This is a genomic window from Ruminiclostridium papyrosolvens C7 (assembly GCF_000421965.1).
GTDB classification, from domain to species: domain Bacteria; phylum Bacillota; class Clostridia; order Acetivibrionales; family DSM-1351; genus Ruminiclostridium; species Ruminiclostridium papyrosolvens_A.
In genome coordinates this window covers 72998-91422 of record NZ_ATAY01000085.1, presented here as the reverse complement: position 1 = coordinate 91422, position 18425 = coordinate 72998, and the positions used below count along the sequence as shown (strand labels likewise).

Genomic DNA, 18425 nt, shown 5'->3' with positions numbered 1-18425 from the left:
GAAAAATATTTGATGTTCTTTTATTATTAATTTATATGTATTTTACCACATCAGTGGCTTTATATGGGCAAAAAATACTATAACAACCCCCTTTTACTGCATAAAAATCCATAATGTTGATAATATTAAACTTGATAAAGGGATAAAAAAGGAGAAATACCGATGAAAAAGAGATTGTTGTCTTTAATATTGGCTTTTGTTCTGGCTGTAAGTATGATGGCAGGATGTAAGAAGGAGGAACCGTCGCCTAAGATGCCTTCACAAGGTACTTCCTCAAAAACATCAAAGGCATCCAATACAAAATCAGCGGATATCAACATTTTTGTTAATAATCCGGAGTATGTTGATGCAATTAATGAGTATCTTAAGGAATACAAAAAGAACAAACCAAACTTAACAGTAAACTTAAAAACAGTTCAGTCGGATTATTCTCAAATGCTTAAAACAAAGATTAAGTCAGGTGATATGCCGGATGTTTTTACAACTTCCGCAGGAAGTGAAATCAAGGAATACGCAAAATACTCCTATGACCTTACAGGACAACCCCTTGCAAAAGCCATGACAGACGAGGTAAGAATGAATATGTCCTATAAAGGAAAGGTTTATGGCTTTCCTATCAAGGAAAATGTGTACGGCTTGGTATACAACAAGGATTTGTTTGATAAGAACAAGATACCTGTACCAAAAACATTGGTTGAGCTTGAAGCTGCGGCTCAGAAGTTGAAATCTAAGGGTATACAGCCTTTTTCAACGGGATATAAGGAGGTATGGGTGTTCAGGCATGTTTTCATGCATTTCATAGATGCTTCAAAGCCTGATGACGTTGAAGGGCTTGTGAAGAATTTTACTTCCGGGAAAGATAAATTTGAAACGTATCCCTTTATTAATGATAATTTCTTCAAATTTATTGATTTAACAGTAAAGTATGGAGACATAAAACCTCTCGAAACAGACCTTGCAGCAGAACTGGCTGACTTTGCCATGGGAAAGGCAGCTATGATTATAGGACAGGGTTCATGGGCTGAATCCGATATTTTAAATATTAATCCCAAAATGAAGCTGGGAGTTACAGGGTATCCGGTAGATGATAAAACCTCAAATGCATTTATTGTGGCGGGAACCGAGCAGGCTACGAGGATATATAAGGATTCACCGGCATTGTCTGAGGTTTTGGATTTGTATAACTGGCTTTTTACTTCTGACTACGGTAAGAAGTGGTTTTCTAAAATTGCCAAGGTAATGCCGCCTGTAAATGGCGCAGATATGTCGAAAATGCAGATTGCGAAGGAGTTTGAGACCTATAAAAAGGACAATATGGTTGGAGATATGTATATAAACTATGTAAAAGACGATTTGCATCAGAAGTTTGGAGAGATAATGCAAGGATATATTGCGAAAACTTATACCAAGGAACAGGCGGTTAAGGAGATCGAAAATACCTTTAAGAAAACAGGAAAAGAAAAATAATACTCATAATAGTATTCTTTTAATCATATTATGTAAGTAATACAACAAATATGAAAGAAGGGATCGTATTATGTCAACCGTTGTAGTGGATATTCCAAGCACGACATTTGTGTCTTCTGCACAGCCGACTATTAACTTCTCGGTATATCCCACCATTTATTCAGGTACGGACACACAGTACCAGAACTGTATAAGTCTGATGCAAATAGCATTGCCGTCGTTGCCCGTAAATTTTGTCGACAGTGCTGTGCTTCAGTTGGCTGTTATTGTAAAAAGCGGTACCAATCCCAGTACCGTTGTTGTAAATACAGTAATGGAACCTTTCAACAGAACAGCAGTGACCTATAATACACAGCCGGCTTATACACCTACGCAATCACAGGTCAATGTTACCACAAACGACCTTTACAAAACAGTTGAGATAGACATAACAGCTCTGGTAAACAGTTGGCTCAACGGAACCGTAGCAAACAATGGCTTAGCATTAACCAATTCTGACGGGACTACTGTTGTTCAGTTTGGCACGGATAATATCTCATGGGAGCCATACTTTCCCAAACTAATGCTTACATATACCGGCACTCCGTCAGAAAATTCAGCAACAAACTTCTGTTATTCACAGCTGGCACACATAATACAGCAGATTATAATCTTCTATCCTACCAATACGGTAACTGTGTTTACTAAAGGATTAACTGCTTCTTCCATAACAGGTACACCTTATCAGCTGTTTGCTTCTCCTGTTGCAAAAAACGGAGCATTATTCATAGTAATGGACAACGGACAAGAGCAAACAATTCCCCTTAATTCCATTACAGCTATATACACCGGGGATGGTACAGTATACAGTCCTTCTTTTACATATCTGCCGGTACCTACTTTCACCCCAGGATACGATACGGATATTGTAACGACATATTATGAATATTTAAACAGTAAAACTGATGTTGATATATATACAGGTTCAAATGTACATGCTACAGGGACAATATATAAAAATGAATACGGAATAATTGTACTGTCTGATGGCAGTGGAAATACTCCGGTATTTATTCCCGTTTTGCCTATAACTGCCATAATCCCTGCAGCAAGCCCTTCTTTGGCAAAAGCAGAAAGTAGCAAAAGTCAGGTTTCCATCAATGTGGAAAATCAAATAGAAAAGGAAGTTACCCCGAAATAAACCAAGAGCCCGGCCTTATGGCCGGGTTCTGACTATTTTGTTGAACATATTTCGTATTATGGGTAAGGCATTAACAGACAAATAAGCAGCTGCAATTCCCAGAATCAAGCCGGCAGCTACATCGGAAGGATAATGAACATAGAGATAAAGCCTTGAAAAGGAAATCAAAGCCGCCACAATTAAGGCCCATATTCCCAACTTTTTGTTTCTCAAGAAAAGAACAACAGCGGCTGCAAAGGAAGACATGGTATGCCCTGAAGGAAAAGAGTAATCCTTTGGGGATGACACCAGCAAATGTACACTTGTGTTAACCCAACAGGGGCGTGCCCTCGCAATAACAGGCTTTAAGGTAAGGTTACCTATAATCAGGCAGATTACTAATGCACCTATAAGCATAAGGCCTGTTGTTCTATATTTTTTTGAAATTACAAGTAAAATAGCAATAACAATCCAAACCATACCGTTGTTGCCCAGAAAAGTAACTACCGGCATGATTCTATCCATAAAAGTTGAGTGCAGATTGTTTTGTATAAAGTTCAATATAAATGTGTCTATATTTTGAATGGCAGAAATCATTTTATCACCTCATCAGAACCATTTTAACATATCAGGGTACGAAAAACACTTTTTTGAAAGTGTATGTTTCAGACAATTATACCTTAACTTGTAAAGCTTTGATTTTAAACTTATGACACAGACAATGAAAGACAACCTGAATAAATGCAAAAAGATTGCAAAAAGGAAAAGCTCCCTATAGAGGGAGCTTGAAGGTTCTTTATGTATTATTTAAAAAATGCAGCAACGACTTTTGTAAGCAACTCTTTTTCAATGCTGTTTAATTGTTTGGTCTTCATGAAATCTATAATTTCAGAGTATTCCTTCAGCACATCAAAATCTGAAACCAAATCTGCTTTGGCTGACTGGCTGTCGGCACCGTCCAGAGTTTCTGTAATATAAAGCATTTCGTTGGATAAATCAATGATTACAGTTTTGCTAAAGCAGGAATTGTTATCAACTTCCCATGTGGTAACACATTCATACGCACCTTTTTTAATTTCTCTCATGGAAATAATATTTAATACTTCATCTATACCTTTGTTGGAAATAGCATTCATGATTTCAGATGAATGTTTATAAAAAGAATACTCTATGTAGCCTTCGGTTTCCTTGAGATATGCAATAAGTTCAAAAATATCCATATTGGCACCCCTTAAAATAATTGTGTTTTCATTTTATTTATCGGCTAAATGTACCCAAGCTATTAGTAACATTATACCTGAAATTTCCTGTTACTTATCTACAATTTCCAATCTTCCTTCATCAATATACTTTTGTATATGGGATACGTTTATTTCGAGAGAAGTTGCTACCATACTGACCGATGACTTTGGATTGTCCTTTAAAAATTCTTTAATCCTCCGAAATTCTGACTCGTTTTTCTGACTGCAGCTCAAACATAATTGTTCACTGGTTACATATTGGAAGGTGCAGTTACACTCTTTGCAGCGTTTAGGTTCAGCCACCGAATTTCCCCCCTGATAGAATAAATTAAACTATGCATCTTCCGAGCTTAGCAGATTGTTTTTGGCTTTTACGCCCGGAATTTCATTTAATTTGCTTTCCAGCCTCTCTATTTCATCATCAGAGCCTGTCAGATGAAGTATTATAAGGCCCTCATTTGAACAGTTGTCTTCGCTTGCATCATGTATTCCAAGTCGGGTTTTAATTATACAGCCGGACTCAGTAAGAACATTTTGCATTAGATTTACATTTTGTACTCTTTTATTTGTCAGAACAGACATAACATTGTATTTTGCCATTGTATTGCCTCCTATTGTTTTTTTATATAATAAGGAAAGTATACCCCATTAATTGTTGTTTGAATCCGATGTAGAGGATGTGGCATCAGGATTTTTAACTTCCAGAACATCAAGTATAAATATAAAAATCGGAATACCTATAATAAGCCCCCATATTCCAAGTATATGCTCTGAAACTATTAATACCACAAATGTATAGAACACAGGCAGTTTTGTTTTTTGGGACATGAGCTTGGGGTTAAGAATATAGCTTTCAAGAGCATGGAGTATTATAACCAGTACCAAAACATAAAGAATCATTGTAGGCCCGCCGATTCTAAGTGCTATCATGGCAAGGGGAAGAAGTGATATTACGACGCCAGCCACAGGTACCAGTCCAAGAACAAAAATCATAAATCCAAGTCCGAAAATCTGAGGAAACTTGAGTATATAAAGCATTATCATGGATAAAATGGCATTTATAAATGAAATAGTTATCTGAGTCTGAATTACCTTTCCAAAAGACTGGAGAAATTTACGTCCGAAGAATGAAAGCTCATCATAAACTACAGACAGTTTGCTGTTTTTAAAGCCTGATGTAAATCTGACAATTCTGTTTTTCTCCAATATAAAGAACAGGCTTAGTACAATTGCCATAAAAAAGTCAAATCCTATTTTACCTATATTTGAAATTGATTTGTAGAGAACTTCAAAATTATCCCGTATATAGGAAGAAATCTTGATTTCTTTTGATAATGAAATAATATAGTTCAGAGTCTCGTTTTCGTAAGTCATATTATAAAAGGTTGTTACTTGCACTATGAGGGTTTTAAGCTCCGATATAATTACGGGAATATACTTGTAAAGTACCAGAACAGCCAATGTTAAAGCCACAAGATAAAAGGTTATTATAATTGCTTTCAGCAGTCTTGAATTAATGATTTTAGTCCGTTTAAATACATAGCTTTGTGCTGTATACCCCAGATATGCAAATATGAAGGTCAGCAGAAACATGTTCGCCATACCCCGCAAGAGGTATATCAGAAGTGCGAATGCTGCAAGGATAAGAACTCTCCTGGTTATTTTCTTGGACAAAATGGATTTAAAGTCTGTCATAGTGTTGTTTCCTTATCGTTTATATTTGGAAATACATAGAAACTTTCGCAGATTTTTTCTGTGCAAAAGTGATGTACTAACTTATATAAATTATATATAAAGATTATCAAGTAATAAAGTACTATAGTGTTAATTTTAAAATAAAAGGATGCACGTCAGAAAAGACGTGCATCCTTTTATTTATTTATTACTCAGCATAAAATTCATTCTTACTGATTCTGGTGTTGATCCCTGAATACCTGGAATACTCTTTTAGTGATATTTCCACCGACTTTACCAGCTTCTCTTGAAGTTAAATCACCATTATAGCCCTCTTTGAGGTTTACACCAACCTGAGAAGCTATTTCATATTTCAAATTTTCAAATCCTGAAGGTCTGTTATTACTATTGTTATTAGCCATAATTAAATTCCTCCTTTGTGATTTTCACCTGTGATTTACCGGTGTACTAATATAATTTGCAATATTACTTAAAATATAACGGAAATTTATGTCTACTTGCTGTCTCTTCCCAAAACTAAGTGGCGCAAGTACGCCACTTAGTTTGTTTATTGCTGCCGTACAGCCTGATCACTTTCTCTGAAAAGAAGACTTATACTGTACAGTCCAGCAATACCGACAATAACAAAAATTGCTCTTGTAATTAGTGAAGCGTGTCCAAAAATTGCACTTACAAGATCATAGCGGAATAACCCTACAGAAAGCCAGTTAAGAGCTCCGATTATAATGAGTACTAATGCAACTCTATCCAATGGTGTTCTCATATTACCAACTCCCTTCTTTTTTAAAATTTAATTAGATTCTGTTACAGTTCTATATTATTATTAAATAAACAGATTTTATTCAGTGGAAAAAAGATACCATAAATAAAATAACCGCATCTCCGTTTTTGGAAATGCGGTGTATTTGAATAACTGTCCGCTTTCGCAGAACAGTTAGTACTGGAATATGAAGATTTTTGATTTTCAAGATTCTTTCTTTAGTATAATATGAAATATTAAAAATATGTGTGATACTAAAATTTAACTTGATAGAAAAGTGCATAAGAGGAAAAAATATGAAAACTGTTAAAATACCTAACCTGCCGGAGGGAAATGTTTCCTGCGTTTTATTGGATATGAGAGCTCCCAAAAAACTGATTGATGAATTAAAAAATAGAAATATAGAGATAATCCCGATATTTGCTCATCCTGACGTTTATCCTGCCGTAGCATGCCATCCTGATATTATGTTTCACCATATCTCGGGAAATATTATTGTATATGCACCTAACACGCCGTTACAAATAATAGAATCTCTTTGCAAAAAAGGTTTTGAAATGATAAAGGGAGAAACTTTCCTTCAAAACAAGTATCCGGGAACTATTGCTTACAATGTTGCAAGGGTGGGAAGTTATGCATTTCACAATACTAAATACACTGATCCTGTTGTCAAAAAGCTGCTGGAGGAAAAGGAAATCAACCTTATACATGTAAAACAGGGGTACTCCAAGTGTCTTACCTGTGTTGTTGACAGTAAAAGCGTTATAACCTCAGACCGGGAGATTTACAGGAAAGCAGCAGGAGCGGGACTGGATGTGCTTTTAATTGAGCCGGATATATCTATTAAGCTTGAACCTTTTGACATGGGATTTATCGGAGGAGCAACGGGACTGATAGCAAAAAATAAACTTCTTTTTACGGGGGATATAGCACTTCACAAAAATTATAAAGAAATAAATGATTTTTTAAGTTTAAAAGCTGTGGACATGGTTATTATTAAAGATGAACATTTGATTGATTTAGGGACAATCATTCCCGTTACTCAGGAATAGTTACCATACAAATAATCTTAATGTGTGTAGTACCTATAAAATATGCGATGCATATAATGTAACATAACTTAGAATAAACTGTTAAACGCCAATTGAATACAACATTATACGAAAACATATACTACACACGAAGGGAAGTGAAGTTGATGCAGTATCAATACCTCTCAATCGGAGTTAATGATAGCGCAGAAAACGTTATACAGCATATAGATAAAGAACTTCAGCAGTTAAAGGAAAAAAGAATTAATTACTCAATAAAAATGGTTGATATTGAAGGTGCAACTTCCGTCCTATGTAATTTGGAGGAGGAGGGACTGTTTTCAAAAAAAACAAGTCAGTATGAGCTGTTAAAATACCACATATCCAATGCACTTGCGGATTATATAATACAGCAGTACGAGGAACGTCTTCTAATCAGAATAATAAACAGCAACTATGGTTATTTTAATTCTGGGGACAAACGGGAAATATTGGAAATATGTAAAAAGATTATTAGAAATGATGACAAGGTTTTTTTTAATACACTTTTTCAAATACGCAGAAGGAATCTCATTGTAAAGAAGTTATTAGAATACTTTGAAGGTTCTAATAGTATTATACTTGACGGATTTGTAAATTTCAGATTAAAAGATTATAACAAAGAGCTGGAAGAAATTATTGATAATGCAGTTGATGATTTTTTAATTGAACGTGAATACAAGGAGTTTATAAGGCTTTTGAAATATTTCGTTGAAATACAGGATTCCAAATTCAATGTTGTTCATGTTGTTATGGAGTATGATGATAACTACATGCTTTTAGATGAAAAAAAGCATGAAATAACCAATGAATGTATTCAGGAGTTTGTAACTGAGTTGTCTGAGGCGGATATAAGCCATGACGATCTTTTGGTTAGTTCTCTGATAACACTTGCTCCCAAAAACATTATAGTTCATAACTGGGAGAGGTTTAAAAATAAGAAACTTCTTGATACTATAAAAAACGTTTTTTCAGGAAAAGTTGTTTTATGTAATGGATGCGACATATGCTCCATTGTAATGGTAAAAACAGACAGTAAAGAATAATATTTACAAACGTCGGGAAAAATAGTAATATAGTACTAGACCTTTTAAGGTCATTATATATTGACAAAAAGTCGGTATATAAATACAATATATTGTGTAATTACAATATATTGATAATAAATAACATGTATTGGCAATATGCTAATATAGCTTATTTTAAATGTACAAATGACAAAATATAACTTACTTACTAAAGACAAAATAACAAAATTACAAATGAAGAATGTCCGGGGAAAAGAAAAGAGAGTCTTGTGACTCTCTTTTCCCTTTTTACGGATTTTGTGCTATATTAATATAACAAGGATACACTAAGTAAGTATAAAATAATAAAATAAACGGGAAATTCTTAGGAGGAGTACTTTTTGAAAGTAATAGGATTTGTAGGCCCGAGTGGGACAGGCAAAAGCCACAGAGCATCATGGGTTGCCAGAGAACGCGGAACTGATTTTATTATAGATGACGGGCTTCTTATAAAGGGCAATCAGATTATTGCAGGTGTTTCAGCCAAAAAGGAAAGCACTAAGATTGCCTCAATAAAAAGGGCTTTATTTACTGACAAAAAACATACGGAAGATGTAGCAAACGCACTTGTTCTGTACAATGCACAAGCACTTCTCATTCTGGGAACCTCCGACGGGATGGTAGAAACCATAGCTGAAAGGCTTGGGATAGGCCCTGTAGATGAGAAAGTATATATTACCGATGTTGCCAGCGAATATGAAATTAAACAGGCTTTGGCAACAAGACGGGAACAGGGAAAGCATGTCATACCTGTTCCAACCTTCGAAATTAAGAAAGATTTCTCGGGTTATTTTCTTGACCCGCTTCAGATATTTAGACGAAAAGGAAAAGGCAGCTATCAGCTGGTAGGAGAAAAATCCGTTGTTCGTCCTACATTCAGTTATATGGGAAATTATACTATATCGGATTATACAATTTACCAGATAGTTGAGTATGTAACTGCAAATATTCCGGGTGTGTCAAAGATATCCAGATTTAGGGCAGAGAACAGGCCGGATGGAATATATATTGAGATGGATCTGGTTCTGATTTATGGTTATATGATTAAGCCTCTTTTAAGAGAGGTTCAGGAAAAAGTAAGTGAACAGATAAAGCATCTGACTGCACTTAATATCCAGAGAATGAATGTTGTGGCTAAGAGCCTTGTAGTTGAGAATAAGAAATAAAGGATATATTTGTCGTATGAGTGAAGAATTTAAGCGTATTACTCCTGAAGAGGCATTAAAGCAATGTAATCATGAAAACAGGGGTAAGCTGAAAATATTTATTGGTTACGCACCGGGAGTCGGTAAGACCTACTCTATGCTCAACGAAGGCAACAGAAGGGCAAAGAGAGGAAAGGATATTGTCATCGGCTATGTTGAATCTCATCAAAGAGAAGAGACAGATAAACAAATCGGAAGCCTGGAAATAATACCTAGAAGGAAGATTGAATATAATGGTGTTGTTATGGAAGAAATGGACACAGGCTCCATAATAGCGCGAAGACCACAAATAGTTCTTGTTGATGAACTTGCACATACAAATGTCCCTGGTTCAAAAAATCAGAAGCGTTATGAGGATGTAGAAGAAATTCTTTGTCACGGAATTAATGTTATAGCAACCTTAAATATTCAGCACATGGAAAGCCTTAACGATGTGGTAAGGCAAATAACCGGCATAGCCGTAAGGGAGACTATTCCCGACTATATCGTAGAAAAAGCTGACGAAGTCGTCGTTGTTGACATAACTCCCGATGCCCTTCAGAACAGGCTTAAAAGGGGAAATGTATATAACCTGGAAAAGGTACCTCAAGCCCTTAAAAACTTTTTCAGAAAAGGAAACCTTAATGCTCTCAGGGAATTGGCCCTGCGTCAGACCGCCGAAGAGGTAGACGAGGAACTTGAAGAGTACATGAAGGAGCACGGCATAAAGGATAACTGGCGCATTGTTGAAAGGGTAATGGTATGTATCGGTTCAAGTCCTTCTGCCAAGAAGCTTATACGTAGAGGGGCCAGAATAGCAAGAAGGTACAAGTGTGAATGGATGGTGGTTAGTGTAGATTGTACTAATACCTTTGCCCCTAAAACCACGCCTAAACAGCTTGAAATTCTTGAAAATTACCATAAGCTTGCAAGACAGCTTGGAGCAGAGGTTGAGAGACTAAAAGGCAAAAGTGTATCTGGCGAGCTTGCCAAGTTTGCACATGAAAGGCATATAACTCAGATAATTATAGGGCATTCCAGAAGGACGAAGTTGCAAACATTACTACGTGGCTCAACAGTTTCAAAATTGCTAAAACAGACAAAGAATATAGAAGTTCATGTGATTCCCAATGATTTATAGTATACAGACAAAAACTGCCCGGAGATTATATATCCACGGACAGTTTTTTTATATTATTTTATTTTCTCTGATATTTCAATATTTGCTTTGAGAACGTTGAACCTCGGTTCGCCGAATACGCCAAGAGTCCTTCCCGTAGTATACTTCTCTACAATTTTCTCCAAATCGCTTATACTAATACCTGTAGATTTTGAAATTGCAGGTATCTGAATTTTAGCTGCCTCGGGACTTATATCCGGGTCAAGGCCGGAACCGGAACTTGTCAGAAGGTCTGCGGGAATGTCATCTTTTCTTACTTCCGGGTTGGCCTTTAAAAAAGCGTCAATATCCTTTTTTACACGTTTTTCAAGTTCAGGGTTGGATGGCGCAAGGTTGGCAGACCCTGAACCGGGCCCCGAATAAGCAGTTTTATCCCTTGAATTATAAGTATTGTAGTTAACTGCGGAAATTCTCCCGTGAAAGAATCTGGAATCGGTAAAACTCTGACCCAGCAGCTCGGAACCAACCTGTTTACCGTTGGTTTCCTCCATGATACTCCCGTTTGCCTCATGGTGGAACAGCAGCTGGCTAATCCCGGTCATAGCAAGGGGATATATTAATCCGCAAATTATAAATAAAGCAATAGTTATTGTTACAGCTCGTAAAAGTACTTTCATAAATTGCCTCCTTAACATATTAACCCAAATTTAAAGCTTTCAGAATAGGGCTTATTAAAACATCTATTAATTTAATTCCTATAAACGGTACTGCCATCCCGCCCAATCCGTAAATCAACATATTTTTAGCTAGCATGGCTTCAGCGCTCATAGGCTTGTATTTTACACCCTTCATGGCAATTGGAATTAATGCCGGTATAATAACTGCATTAAATATCAGTGCCGACAGAATTGCACTATTGGGAGTGGAAAGCCCCATTACATTCAATACTCTCATTTGGGGAATTGATAATGTAAACATAGCCGGAATTATTGCAAAATACTTTGCAACATCATTTGCAATACTGAAGGTCGTCAATGAACCCCGGGTAATAAGGAGCTGCTTACCGATTTCCACAACTTCAATAATCTTTGTGGGATCAGAGTCTAAGTCCACCATGTTGGCGGCTTCCTTTGCAGCTACAGTACCGCTGTTCATGGCAAGACCTACATCAGCCTGTGCCAGCGCAGGGGCATCGTTTGTTCCGTCACCCGTCATTGCCACAAGCCGGCCCAGAGCCTGCTCACGCTTAATTACGTCTATTTTGTCCTCGGGCTTACATTCTGCAATAAAGTCATCAACTCCGGCTTCTTTTGCAATTGTCTCCGCAGTAAGGGGATTATCCCCGGTACACATAATTGTTTTTATACCGATTTGGCGCAAACGCTGGAACCTTTCAACAAGGCCGGGCTTAACAGTATCCTTAAGGTATATGACTCCTATTATCTCCTTGTCAACGCATACAACAAGAGGTGTTCCCCCAAGCTTTGAAATTTTATCTACGTTTGGCTGAAGGTCATCAGGCACAATTCCTCCATGCTCCAAAATATACTTTTGGATAGTATCGGAGGCACCTTTTCTCACCCGGGCCCCATTGGATAAATTAAGACCACTCATCCGTGTCTGACTTGTAAATTCTATATTTTCTGATGTATGATATTCTGATTTATCAATAATGACTCCCTGCTTAGCTGCCAATTCTACAACAGAACGACCTTCAGGAGTTTCATCCTTAAGTGAGGCTATTACAGCAAACCTTGCAATGTTTTCCTGAGTAAACTTGCCTACGGGAATGAACTCCGCTGCCAGCCTGTTTCCATAGGTAATGGTTCCGGTTTTATCCAGTATCATTGTGTCAACGTCTCCGCAGGCTTCAACGGCTTTTCCTGACATAGCAATAACATTAAAACGGGTTACCCTGTCCATTCCGGCAATACCTATGGCAGATAACAGACCTCCGATGGTAGTGGGTATCAGGCAGACAAGCAAGGCAATTAGTGAGGAAACTGAGATTGTTACACCTGTATAATGAGCCATAGGGTAAAGGGTGATAACTACTATCAAAAAAATTACTGTGAGGCTTATAAGGATTGTTGATAAGGCTATTTCATTGGGTGTTTTCTGCCTTGAAGCACCTTCTACAAGGCTAATCATCTTATCAAGAAAGGATTCTCCGGGGGTTGCCGTTATTTTGATTTTCAACCAATCGCTGTTTACCTTGGTTCCGCCGGTTACAGAGCTAAAGTCCCCGCCGGCTTCTTTAAGTACGGGAGCGGATTCCCCTGTAATGGCTGATTCATCAACAAATGCAAGGCCTTCCACAACCTCACCGTCGTTTGGAATGATATCCCCCGGTTCACATAAAACAATATCTCCTTTTTTTATTTCATTTGAACTTAAAATTTTAATGTTGCCGTCCTTTTCCACGAGCTTTGCCTGGGTGTCTTTTTTAGTCTTTTTCATACTATCAGCCTGAGCCTTCCCTCTGCCTTCAGCAACGGCTTCGGCAAAGTTGGCAAAAAGCAAGGTTATAAATAAGATTGCAGAAACTATTCCGTTATACAAAGAATTTCCATTTTTCTCAAGCAGGTTCGGAAAAACAGTTAGAAGCAACGTAATAATAAATCCAACTTCTACTACAAACATGACCGGGTTTTTTACCATATCTTTAGGATTAAGCTTTTTAAATGAATCCTTTACCGCATTTTTTAAAATGTCCTTTGTTATCCAGTTCTTATTTTTCTTTAATTTTTCATTCATAAACTCCATCCTCCTACTTTCCCAACGTTAGTTGCTCGGCTATGGGGCCTAAAGCCAGTGCCGGAAAAAATGTCAATGCTCCTACAATAAGTACCACAGCCACAAGAATAAAAGCGAAAATAGCTTTATCTGTTCTGAAAGTACCGACTCCGGCAGGTATAAGCCTTTTTGAGGCCAGAGAACCTGCAACTGCAAGTAATATAATAATTGACAGATAACGACCTGCAAACATGACAATGGCTGTTAAGATGTTCCAAAACGGTGTATTGTCTACAAGACCTTCAAACCCCGAACCGTTGTTAGCCGCAGATGACGTAAACTCATAAAGAACCTGAGATAGTCCATGAAATCCGGGGTTTGTTATCGCCGACAGGCCCTGATGTGAAATAAGTGAAATTGCAGTAGGCATAAGTATTATAAAAGGATGAATAAGAATGGCTATTGCAATTAATTTCATTTCCCGGCCTTCTATTTTCTTTCCCAGAAATTCCGGAGTTCTTCCTACCATTAACCCGGAAAGGAAAACAGCTAGTATCGCATACATAATAATATTCATAAAGCCAACGCCTTCACCGCCGAACACAACGTTAAGCATCATTTGAAACAGTGGTACCAGTCCCCCCAGCGGTGTAAGGGAGTCGTGCATGTTGTTAACTGAACCCGTGGTAAATGCTGTAGTTACTGTAGTAAAAAGTGAGGATTGGGCTATTCCAAACCTTACCTCTTTCCCTTCCATATTACCCATTGACTGGGAGAGACCTGCGCCGGCAAGAATCGGGTTACCCCCTGCTTCGGATAAATAGCATATTGGCAAAGATATCAGAAATAAAATAGACATTGCAGCAAATAATACCCACGCCTGCTTTTTGTTTTTAAGCATTATACCAAAGGCATAAACCAGTGATGCAGGAATTAGCATCATAGATATAATTTCAATCAAATTGGAAAGAGGAGTTGGGTTCTCAAATGGATGTGCGGAATTTGCCCCGAAGAATCCGCCTCCGTTTGTACCTATATGCTTAATGGATTCCATACTGGCAACCGGGCCAAGGGGAATATCCTGATAACTTCCCTGCAAGGTGGTTATGGTTTTAGTTCCCTCTAATGTCTGGGGTACGCCCTGCCACACAAGAATCAATGTTACTATAATTGAAAGGGGCAAAAGAACTCTCGTGATGACACGTACCATATCTACGAAAAAATTACCCACAGTTTCTGACTTACCTGTAATACCCCGAATAAATGCAGCCGCAACTGAAAACCCGGACGCAGCTGATGTGAACATTAAAAAGGTGACCGCTGCCATTTGAGTAAAGTAAGTCATTCCCCATTCACCGCTGTAATGCTGGAGGTTTGTATTTGTAATAAAACTAATGGCTGTATTAAAAGCAAGCAGCGGATTCATGCTTTTATTTCCGTCAGGATTCAGTACAAGGACTCCCTGAAGCCTGAAAAGTAAATACACAAGTAATGCCATTATCAGATTTGTTGCAACAAAGGAAACAGCGTACTGCTTCCAGCTCATTTCAGACTTTTTAATCCCCGTAAGCTTGTATATAACCCCGTCAACTCTGTCGAAGCATGGGTCTATAAAGGATTTTTCACCTGATATAACCTTGAAAAGATATTTTCCCATAGGTATAACCAGAATCATAAGTATACCTAGTGTTATTAATATTTGAATAATTTCCAAAGAATTAACCCCCCTTAAAATTAAGATTTCTACCGTTTTCCATTTTCTGATGTCTGTTAGATTATAATTCTAAAAGGCTGTATTACTAAAGCTTGAGAATTTTCAATTCAGTCTTTTGCTCACACCTTTAAGGGGGTTCAAATTGATTTAGCACACTTACTCACAGCTTTATCTCGTATTTTTAACATAAAGCGGTAGTATGGTTTGTTGATAAAAAACAGTCCAGACAATATACTAAATAAAAGATATTTAATCAGGGGATAAAAATAAATGACCAAAACACTTAAAGGTAAGGTTTCGCTATTATATTTAAGTCTCGTTATACTTATTGCTGTAGTCGGGATAACTGCTTCGGTGAATCTGTTTAAGTTAAGCAGAGCCATCGACGGCCTGATGATATCCAACTATAAGAGTATAAATGCTGCCAATATGATGATGGAAGCTATAGAACGGCAGGACAGCGCAGCGCTGTTATATATAAATGTTGATACCCAGAAGGGTAAAGAGCTTTTTACAAACAATAGTGAAGCATTTTTTAAATGGTACAATGTAGATTCCAATAATATTACTGAAAAAGGCGAAAAAGACATAGTAAATGCCATTAAGACATCCTACACAAGATATATGAAGCTTTTCCTTGATTTAGAAGAAATACGCAGTCAACAGGGTATATCAAAAGCAAATGAATTCTTTAGTACCGAAATGAGCAGAGAGTTTATCAATACTAAAAATGAGCTTAGACAACTGAGCGTTCTAAATGAAAAGTCAATGTTTAAAAGCAAGGATGAAGCTACTAAAAATGCTCAGGATTCAATGTACCTTGTACTTGGAATATCTACCGTGGCTTTTATAGGAGGATTTGCAGTATCAAGATATTTTACAGATAGATTTTTAAAACCGATAACCTTTCTGACTCAGACAATGAAGATGGTAAAAGCCGGAGACCTTAAACAGGAGGCAGATATACTTGTAAAAGATGAAATCGGAGAGCTTTCGGCAGAGTTTAATAATATGACTAAACGACTTCAACAATATGAACAGAGCACCATGGGAAATCTGCTTGCCGAAAAAAACAAGTCTGTGGCAATTGTTAAATGTATTTCAGACCCTCTGGTGTTTCTTGACACAGAGTACAGAATAATTTTACTGAATGATGCTTTTGAAAAAATTTTCAATGTCAGCGAGGAAGTACTCACAAACAAGCATTTTCTTGAAGGAATAAGAAATGGAGAGATATTTGATTTTATTTCCGGCACCTTCAAGTCAGGGAGTGAGACGGAGCAAAAAATATTTGCGGTGAAAGCAAACCGGGAGGATTACTACTTTAATATTATTGTTACAACCGTTAAAGATAATAATGCCAATCTTTCAGGTATAATAGCAGTCTTTCAGAATGTTACTCATCTAAAAGAACTTGAAAAAATAAGAACTGATTTTATTGCCACAATATCTCATGAGTTTAAGACACCTTTAACATCTATTGTTATGGGAACGGATATATTGTCCGATGAGGGAGTAGGGCATTTGAATGATGACCAGAAGCAAATTATCAAGGCCATACGTGAAGATAGTGACAGGCTTACAAAGCTTGTGAATGATTTGCTTGAACTAACAAGAATTGAGTCGGGAAAAGCAATATTTAAAATTAAGGAATATGCAATTGATGATATTATCGAATGTGCCGTAAAACCTTTTTATCAAATTGCAGAGCAACAGGATAAAACACTTTATTTTAAATGTAAAGAAGATATGCCTCATGTTATTGCAGATTTTGAAAAAATAACCTGGGTTTTGAATAACCTGATTTCAAATGCATTAAAGTATACCAATGCAGGCGATGAAATAAGCGTAACAGCCCGGGTAGATAAGGATAATATGATGTGCGTTACAGTAAAAGACACAGGACTGGGTATTCCTGAGGAGTACATTGATAATATATTTGAAAAGTTTGTACAGGTTAAGGACGCAGATTTTGAGGTTAGGGGAACAGGATTGGGGCTTGCAGTAGTGAGAGAAATAATCGAGGCACACCATGGAAGGATATGGTGCGAAAGTCGTCTTGACGTTGGAAGTAGTTTCAGCTTCACACTGAATATGGCAGGAAGGAACAAATATTAAATGAAGAAAGTTCTTGTAGTTGATGATACAAAGAATATCAGGATGATATTAACAAAGTGCCTTGAACTTGAAGGATATGAGGTTTTGACTGCAAGCGATGGAACACAGGCTCTAGAGTTATTTATGACCAATACCTTTGATTTGGCCTTCCTTGATATAAAACTTCCGGGGGTAAGAGGAACTGAGGTTTTAAAGAGAATAAGGGAAAACGGTATAAAAACACCTGTAATAATTATCACAGCATATGCAACCGTCAAGAATGCCGTGGACTGTACCAATTTAGGTGCTGTTGCATATGTCCAGAAACCGTTTTCGGCAGACAAAATTAGGAATGTACTAATGGAATTTGAAAACTCCCGTTTAAATAGTAAAAATGAAGAGAATTCAGAAAATTTTATTTTAAGAGCAAAGGCTTTTCTTGATGCTAACAACTATGAAAAATCACTGGAATTGGCCCAAAAAGCTCTTGTAAAGGATATTGAAAATCCGGAGGTATATTTGCTGATAAGCAGGGCTTACAGAGGACTCGGAAATGAAAAGAGTGCAGAGAGGTTTTATCAGTTTTATAAGACATTTACGTAGAAAATAAAAGAACAAAACAGAAAGGTGAAAAAATGAATTGCAGATATTTTGAAAAGGCAAAACTTATAAAACGAGTAAAAGGTGTTCAAGGCTATTGCAGTTTGCATAAAATAGATATCCTGAACTATCATAAAATAAACTATTCTCCGTATTTTAAATGCAAAAGTAAAAACGGAAAAATTTATGAGGGTTGTTCGGGTGAAATTATAAATTAATTTCACCCTTCTCTTCATATATCCAAGCTTGCAAAGTAAAAAACGTATAATCAAATAAACGGTTTACTGAAATAACCTCTAAAAGGCCGGTAATTCAAGCTTTTCGGGGTTTTATTTTTTTATGTGAAAGTAAATTTATTTTAAATTTGTAACAATTATATCTCTGAAGCCGTTATTGTATTTCCACATTAATAAATTCAATTGACACTTGAGACAAAAAAATAGTAGAATGTGGGTATAAATGTAGAATAATGAAGAAATTTGAAGTATTCGAAATTGCAATTGAGGGTATAGTTC

Annotated in this window: 18 protein-coding genes; 8 read left to right on the top strand and 10 right to left on the bottom strand. The window is 36.8% G+C overall.

Annotated elements, in window-relative coordinates; all coding sequences use genetic code 11:
• Positions 1–162 precede the first annotated feature (162 nt).
• Both L323_RS36360 and L323_RS36355 read left to right on the top strand, forming a co-directional pair.
• Positions 163–1467, top strand: a complete 1305-nt coding sequence (locus tag L323_RS36360) for an ABC transporter substrate-binding protein (protein WP_020816611.1) — start codon at positions 163–165, stop codon at positions 1465–1467.
• 70 nt (positions 1468–1537) lie between these two features.
• The gene (locus tag L323_RS36355; protein WP_020816610.1) at positions 1538–2647 is read left to right on the top strand and encodes a DNRLRE domain-containing protein; all 1110 of its coding nucleotides are present in this window, start codon (positions 1538–1540) and stop codon (positions 2645–2647) included.
• 15 nt (positions 2648–2662) lie between these two features.
• Here the strand turns inward: L323_RS36355 and L323_RS36350 are convergent, their stop codons facing one another.
• The 7 genes from L323_RS36350 to L323_RS36320 form a co-directional block, all read right to left on the bottom strand.
• Positions 2663–3223, bottom strand: a complete 561-nt coding sequence (locus tag L323_RS36350; protein WP_020816609.1) for a phosphatase PAP2 family protein — start codon at positions 3221–3223, stop codon at positions 2663–2665.
• Between the two features lie 206 nt (positions 3224–3429).
• On the bottom strand, positions 3430–3846 hold the full coding sequence (locus tag L323_RS36345) for a hypothetical protein (RefSeq protein ID WP_020816608.1): 417 nt from the start codon (positions 3844–3846) through the stop codon (positions 3430–3432).
• Positions 3847–3936: 90 nt separating this feature from the next.
• The gene (locus L323_RS36340) at positions 3937–4170 is read right to left on the bottom strand and encodes a MerR family transcriptional regulator (RefSeq protein ID WP_020816607.1); all 234 of its coding nucleotides are present in this window, start codon (positions 4168–4170) and stop codon (positions 3937–3939) included.
• A gap of 30 nt (positions 4171–4200) precedes the next feature.
• Complete coding sequence (locus L323_RS36335) at positions 4201–4467, bottom strand: hypothetical protein (RefSeq protein ID WP_020816606.1); 267 nt, start codon at positions 4465–4467, stop codon at positions 4201–4203.
• Between the two features lie 48 nt (positions 4468–4515).
• Complete coding sequence (locus L323_RS36330) at positions 4516–5562, bottom strand: AI-2E family transporter (protein WP_020816605.1); 1047 nt, start codon at positions 5560–5562, stop codon at positions 4516–4518.
• Between the two features lie 209 nt (positions 5563–5771).
• Entirely contained in the window at positions 5772–5963 is a 192-nt protein-coding gene (locus L323_RS36325; RefSeq protein WP_004618309.1) for an alpha/beta-type small acid-soluble spore protein, read from the bottom strand.
• A gap of 146 nt (positions 5964–6109) precedes the next feature.
• Positions 6110–6325 (bottom strand): DUF378 domain-containing protein, encoded by a 216-nt coding sequence (locus L323_RS36320; protein WP_020816604.1) that lies wholly within the window; start codon positions 6323–6325, stop codon positions 6110–6112.
• A 293-nt stretch (positions 6326–6618) separates the two neighbouring features.
• Between L323_RS36320 and L323_RS36315 the strand changes: the two genes are divergently transcribed.
• The 4 genes from L323_RS36315 to L323_RS36300 all read left to right on the top strand — a co-directional run bounded on the left by L323_RS36315 (position 6619) and on the right by L323_RS36300 (position 10784).
• Positions 6619–7374 (top strand): DUF6873 family GME fold protein, encoded by a 756-nt coding sequence (locus tag L323_RS36315; RefSeq protein ID WP_020816603.1) that lies wholly within the window; start codon positions 6619–6621, stop codon positions 7372–7374.
• Positions 7375–7520: 146 nt separating this feature from the next.
• Complete coding sequence (gene ytxC / locus L323_RS36310) at positions 7521–8438, top strand: putative sporulation protein YtxC (protein WP_020816602.1); 918 nt, start codon at positions 7521–7523, stop codon at positions 8436–8438.
• Positions 8439–8800: 362 nt separating this feature from the next.
• Complete coding sequence (locus L323_RS36305; protein WP_020816601.1) at positions 8801–9625, top strand: Asp23/Gls24 family envelope stress response protein; 825 nt, start codon at positions 8801–8803, stop codon at positions 9623–9625.
• A 16-nt stretch (positions 9626–9641) separates the two neighbouring features.
• The gene (locus L323_RS36300) at positions 9642–10784 is read left to right on the top strand and encodes a universal stress protein (RefSeq protein WP_031342376.1); all 1143 of its coding nucleotides are present in this window, start codon (positions 9642–9644) and stop codon (positions 10782–10784) included.
• 53 nt (positions 10785–10837) lie between these two features.
• Here the strand turns inward: L323_RS36300 and kdpC are convergent, their stop codons facing one another.
• The 3 genes from kdpC to kdpA are packed head-to-tail and all read right to left on the bottom strand — an operon-like array spanning position 10838 to position 15213.
• Entirely contained in the window at positions 10838–11440 is a 603-nt protein-coding gene (gene kdpC, locus L323_RS36295; RefSeq protein ID WP_020816599.1) for a potassium-transporting ATPase subunit KdpC, read from the bottom strand.
• Between the two features lie 19 nt (positions 11441–11459).
• On the bottom strand, positions 11460–13520 hold the full coding sequence (gene kdpB / locus L323_RS36290) for a potassium-transporting ATPase subunit KdpB (protein ID WP_020816598.1): 2061 nt from the start codon (positions 13518–13520) through the stop codon (positions 11460–11462).
• Positions 13521–13533: 13 nt separating this feature from the next.
• Positions 13534–15213: a potassium-transporting ATPase subunit KdpA gene (gene kdpA, locus L323_RS36285; RefSeq protein ID WP_020816597.1), complete on the bottom strand. Its 1680-nt coding sequence runs from the start codon at positions 15211–15213 to the stop codon at positions 13534–13536.
• A gap of 270 nt (positions 15214–15483) precedes the next feature.
• Between kdpA and L323_RS36280 the strand changes: the two genes are divergently transcribed.
• Both L323_RS36280 and L323_RS36275 read left to right on the top strand, forming a co-directional pair.
• Positions 15484–17331, top strand: coding sequence for a HAMP domain-containing sensor histidine kinase (locus L323_RS36280; protein ID WP_020816596.1), 1848 nt, complete (start codon positions 15484–15486; stop codon positions 17329–17331).
• Complete coding sequence (locus L323_RS36275) at positions 17332–17913, top strand: response regulator (protein ID WP_020816595.1); 582 nt, start codon at positions 17332–17334, stop codon at positions 17911–17913.
• Positions 17914–18425 lie beyond the last annotated feature (512 nt).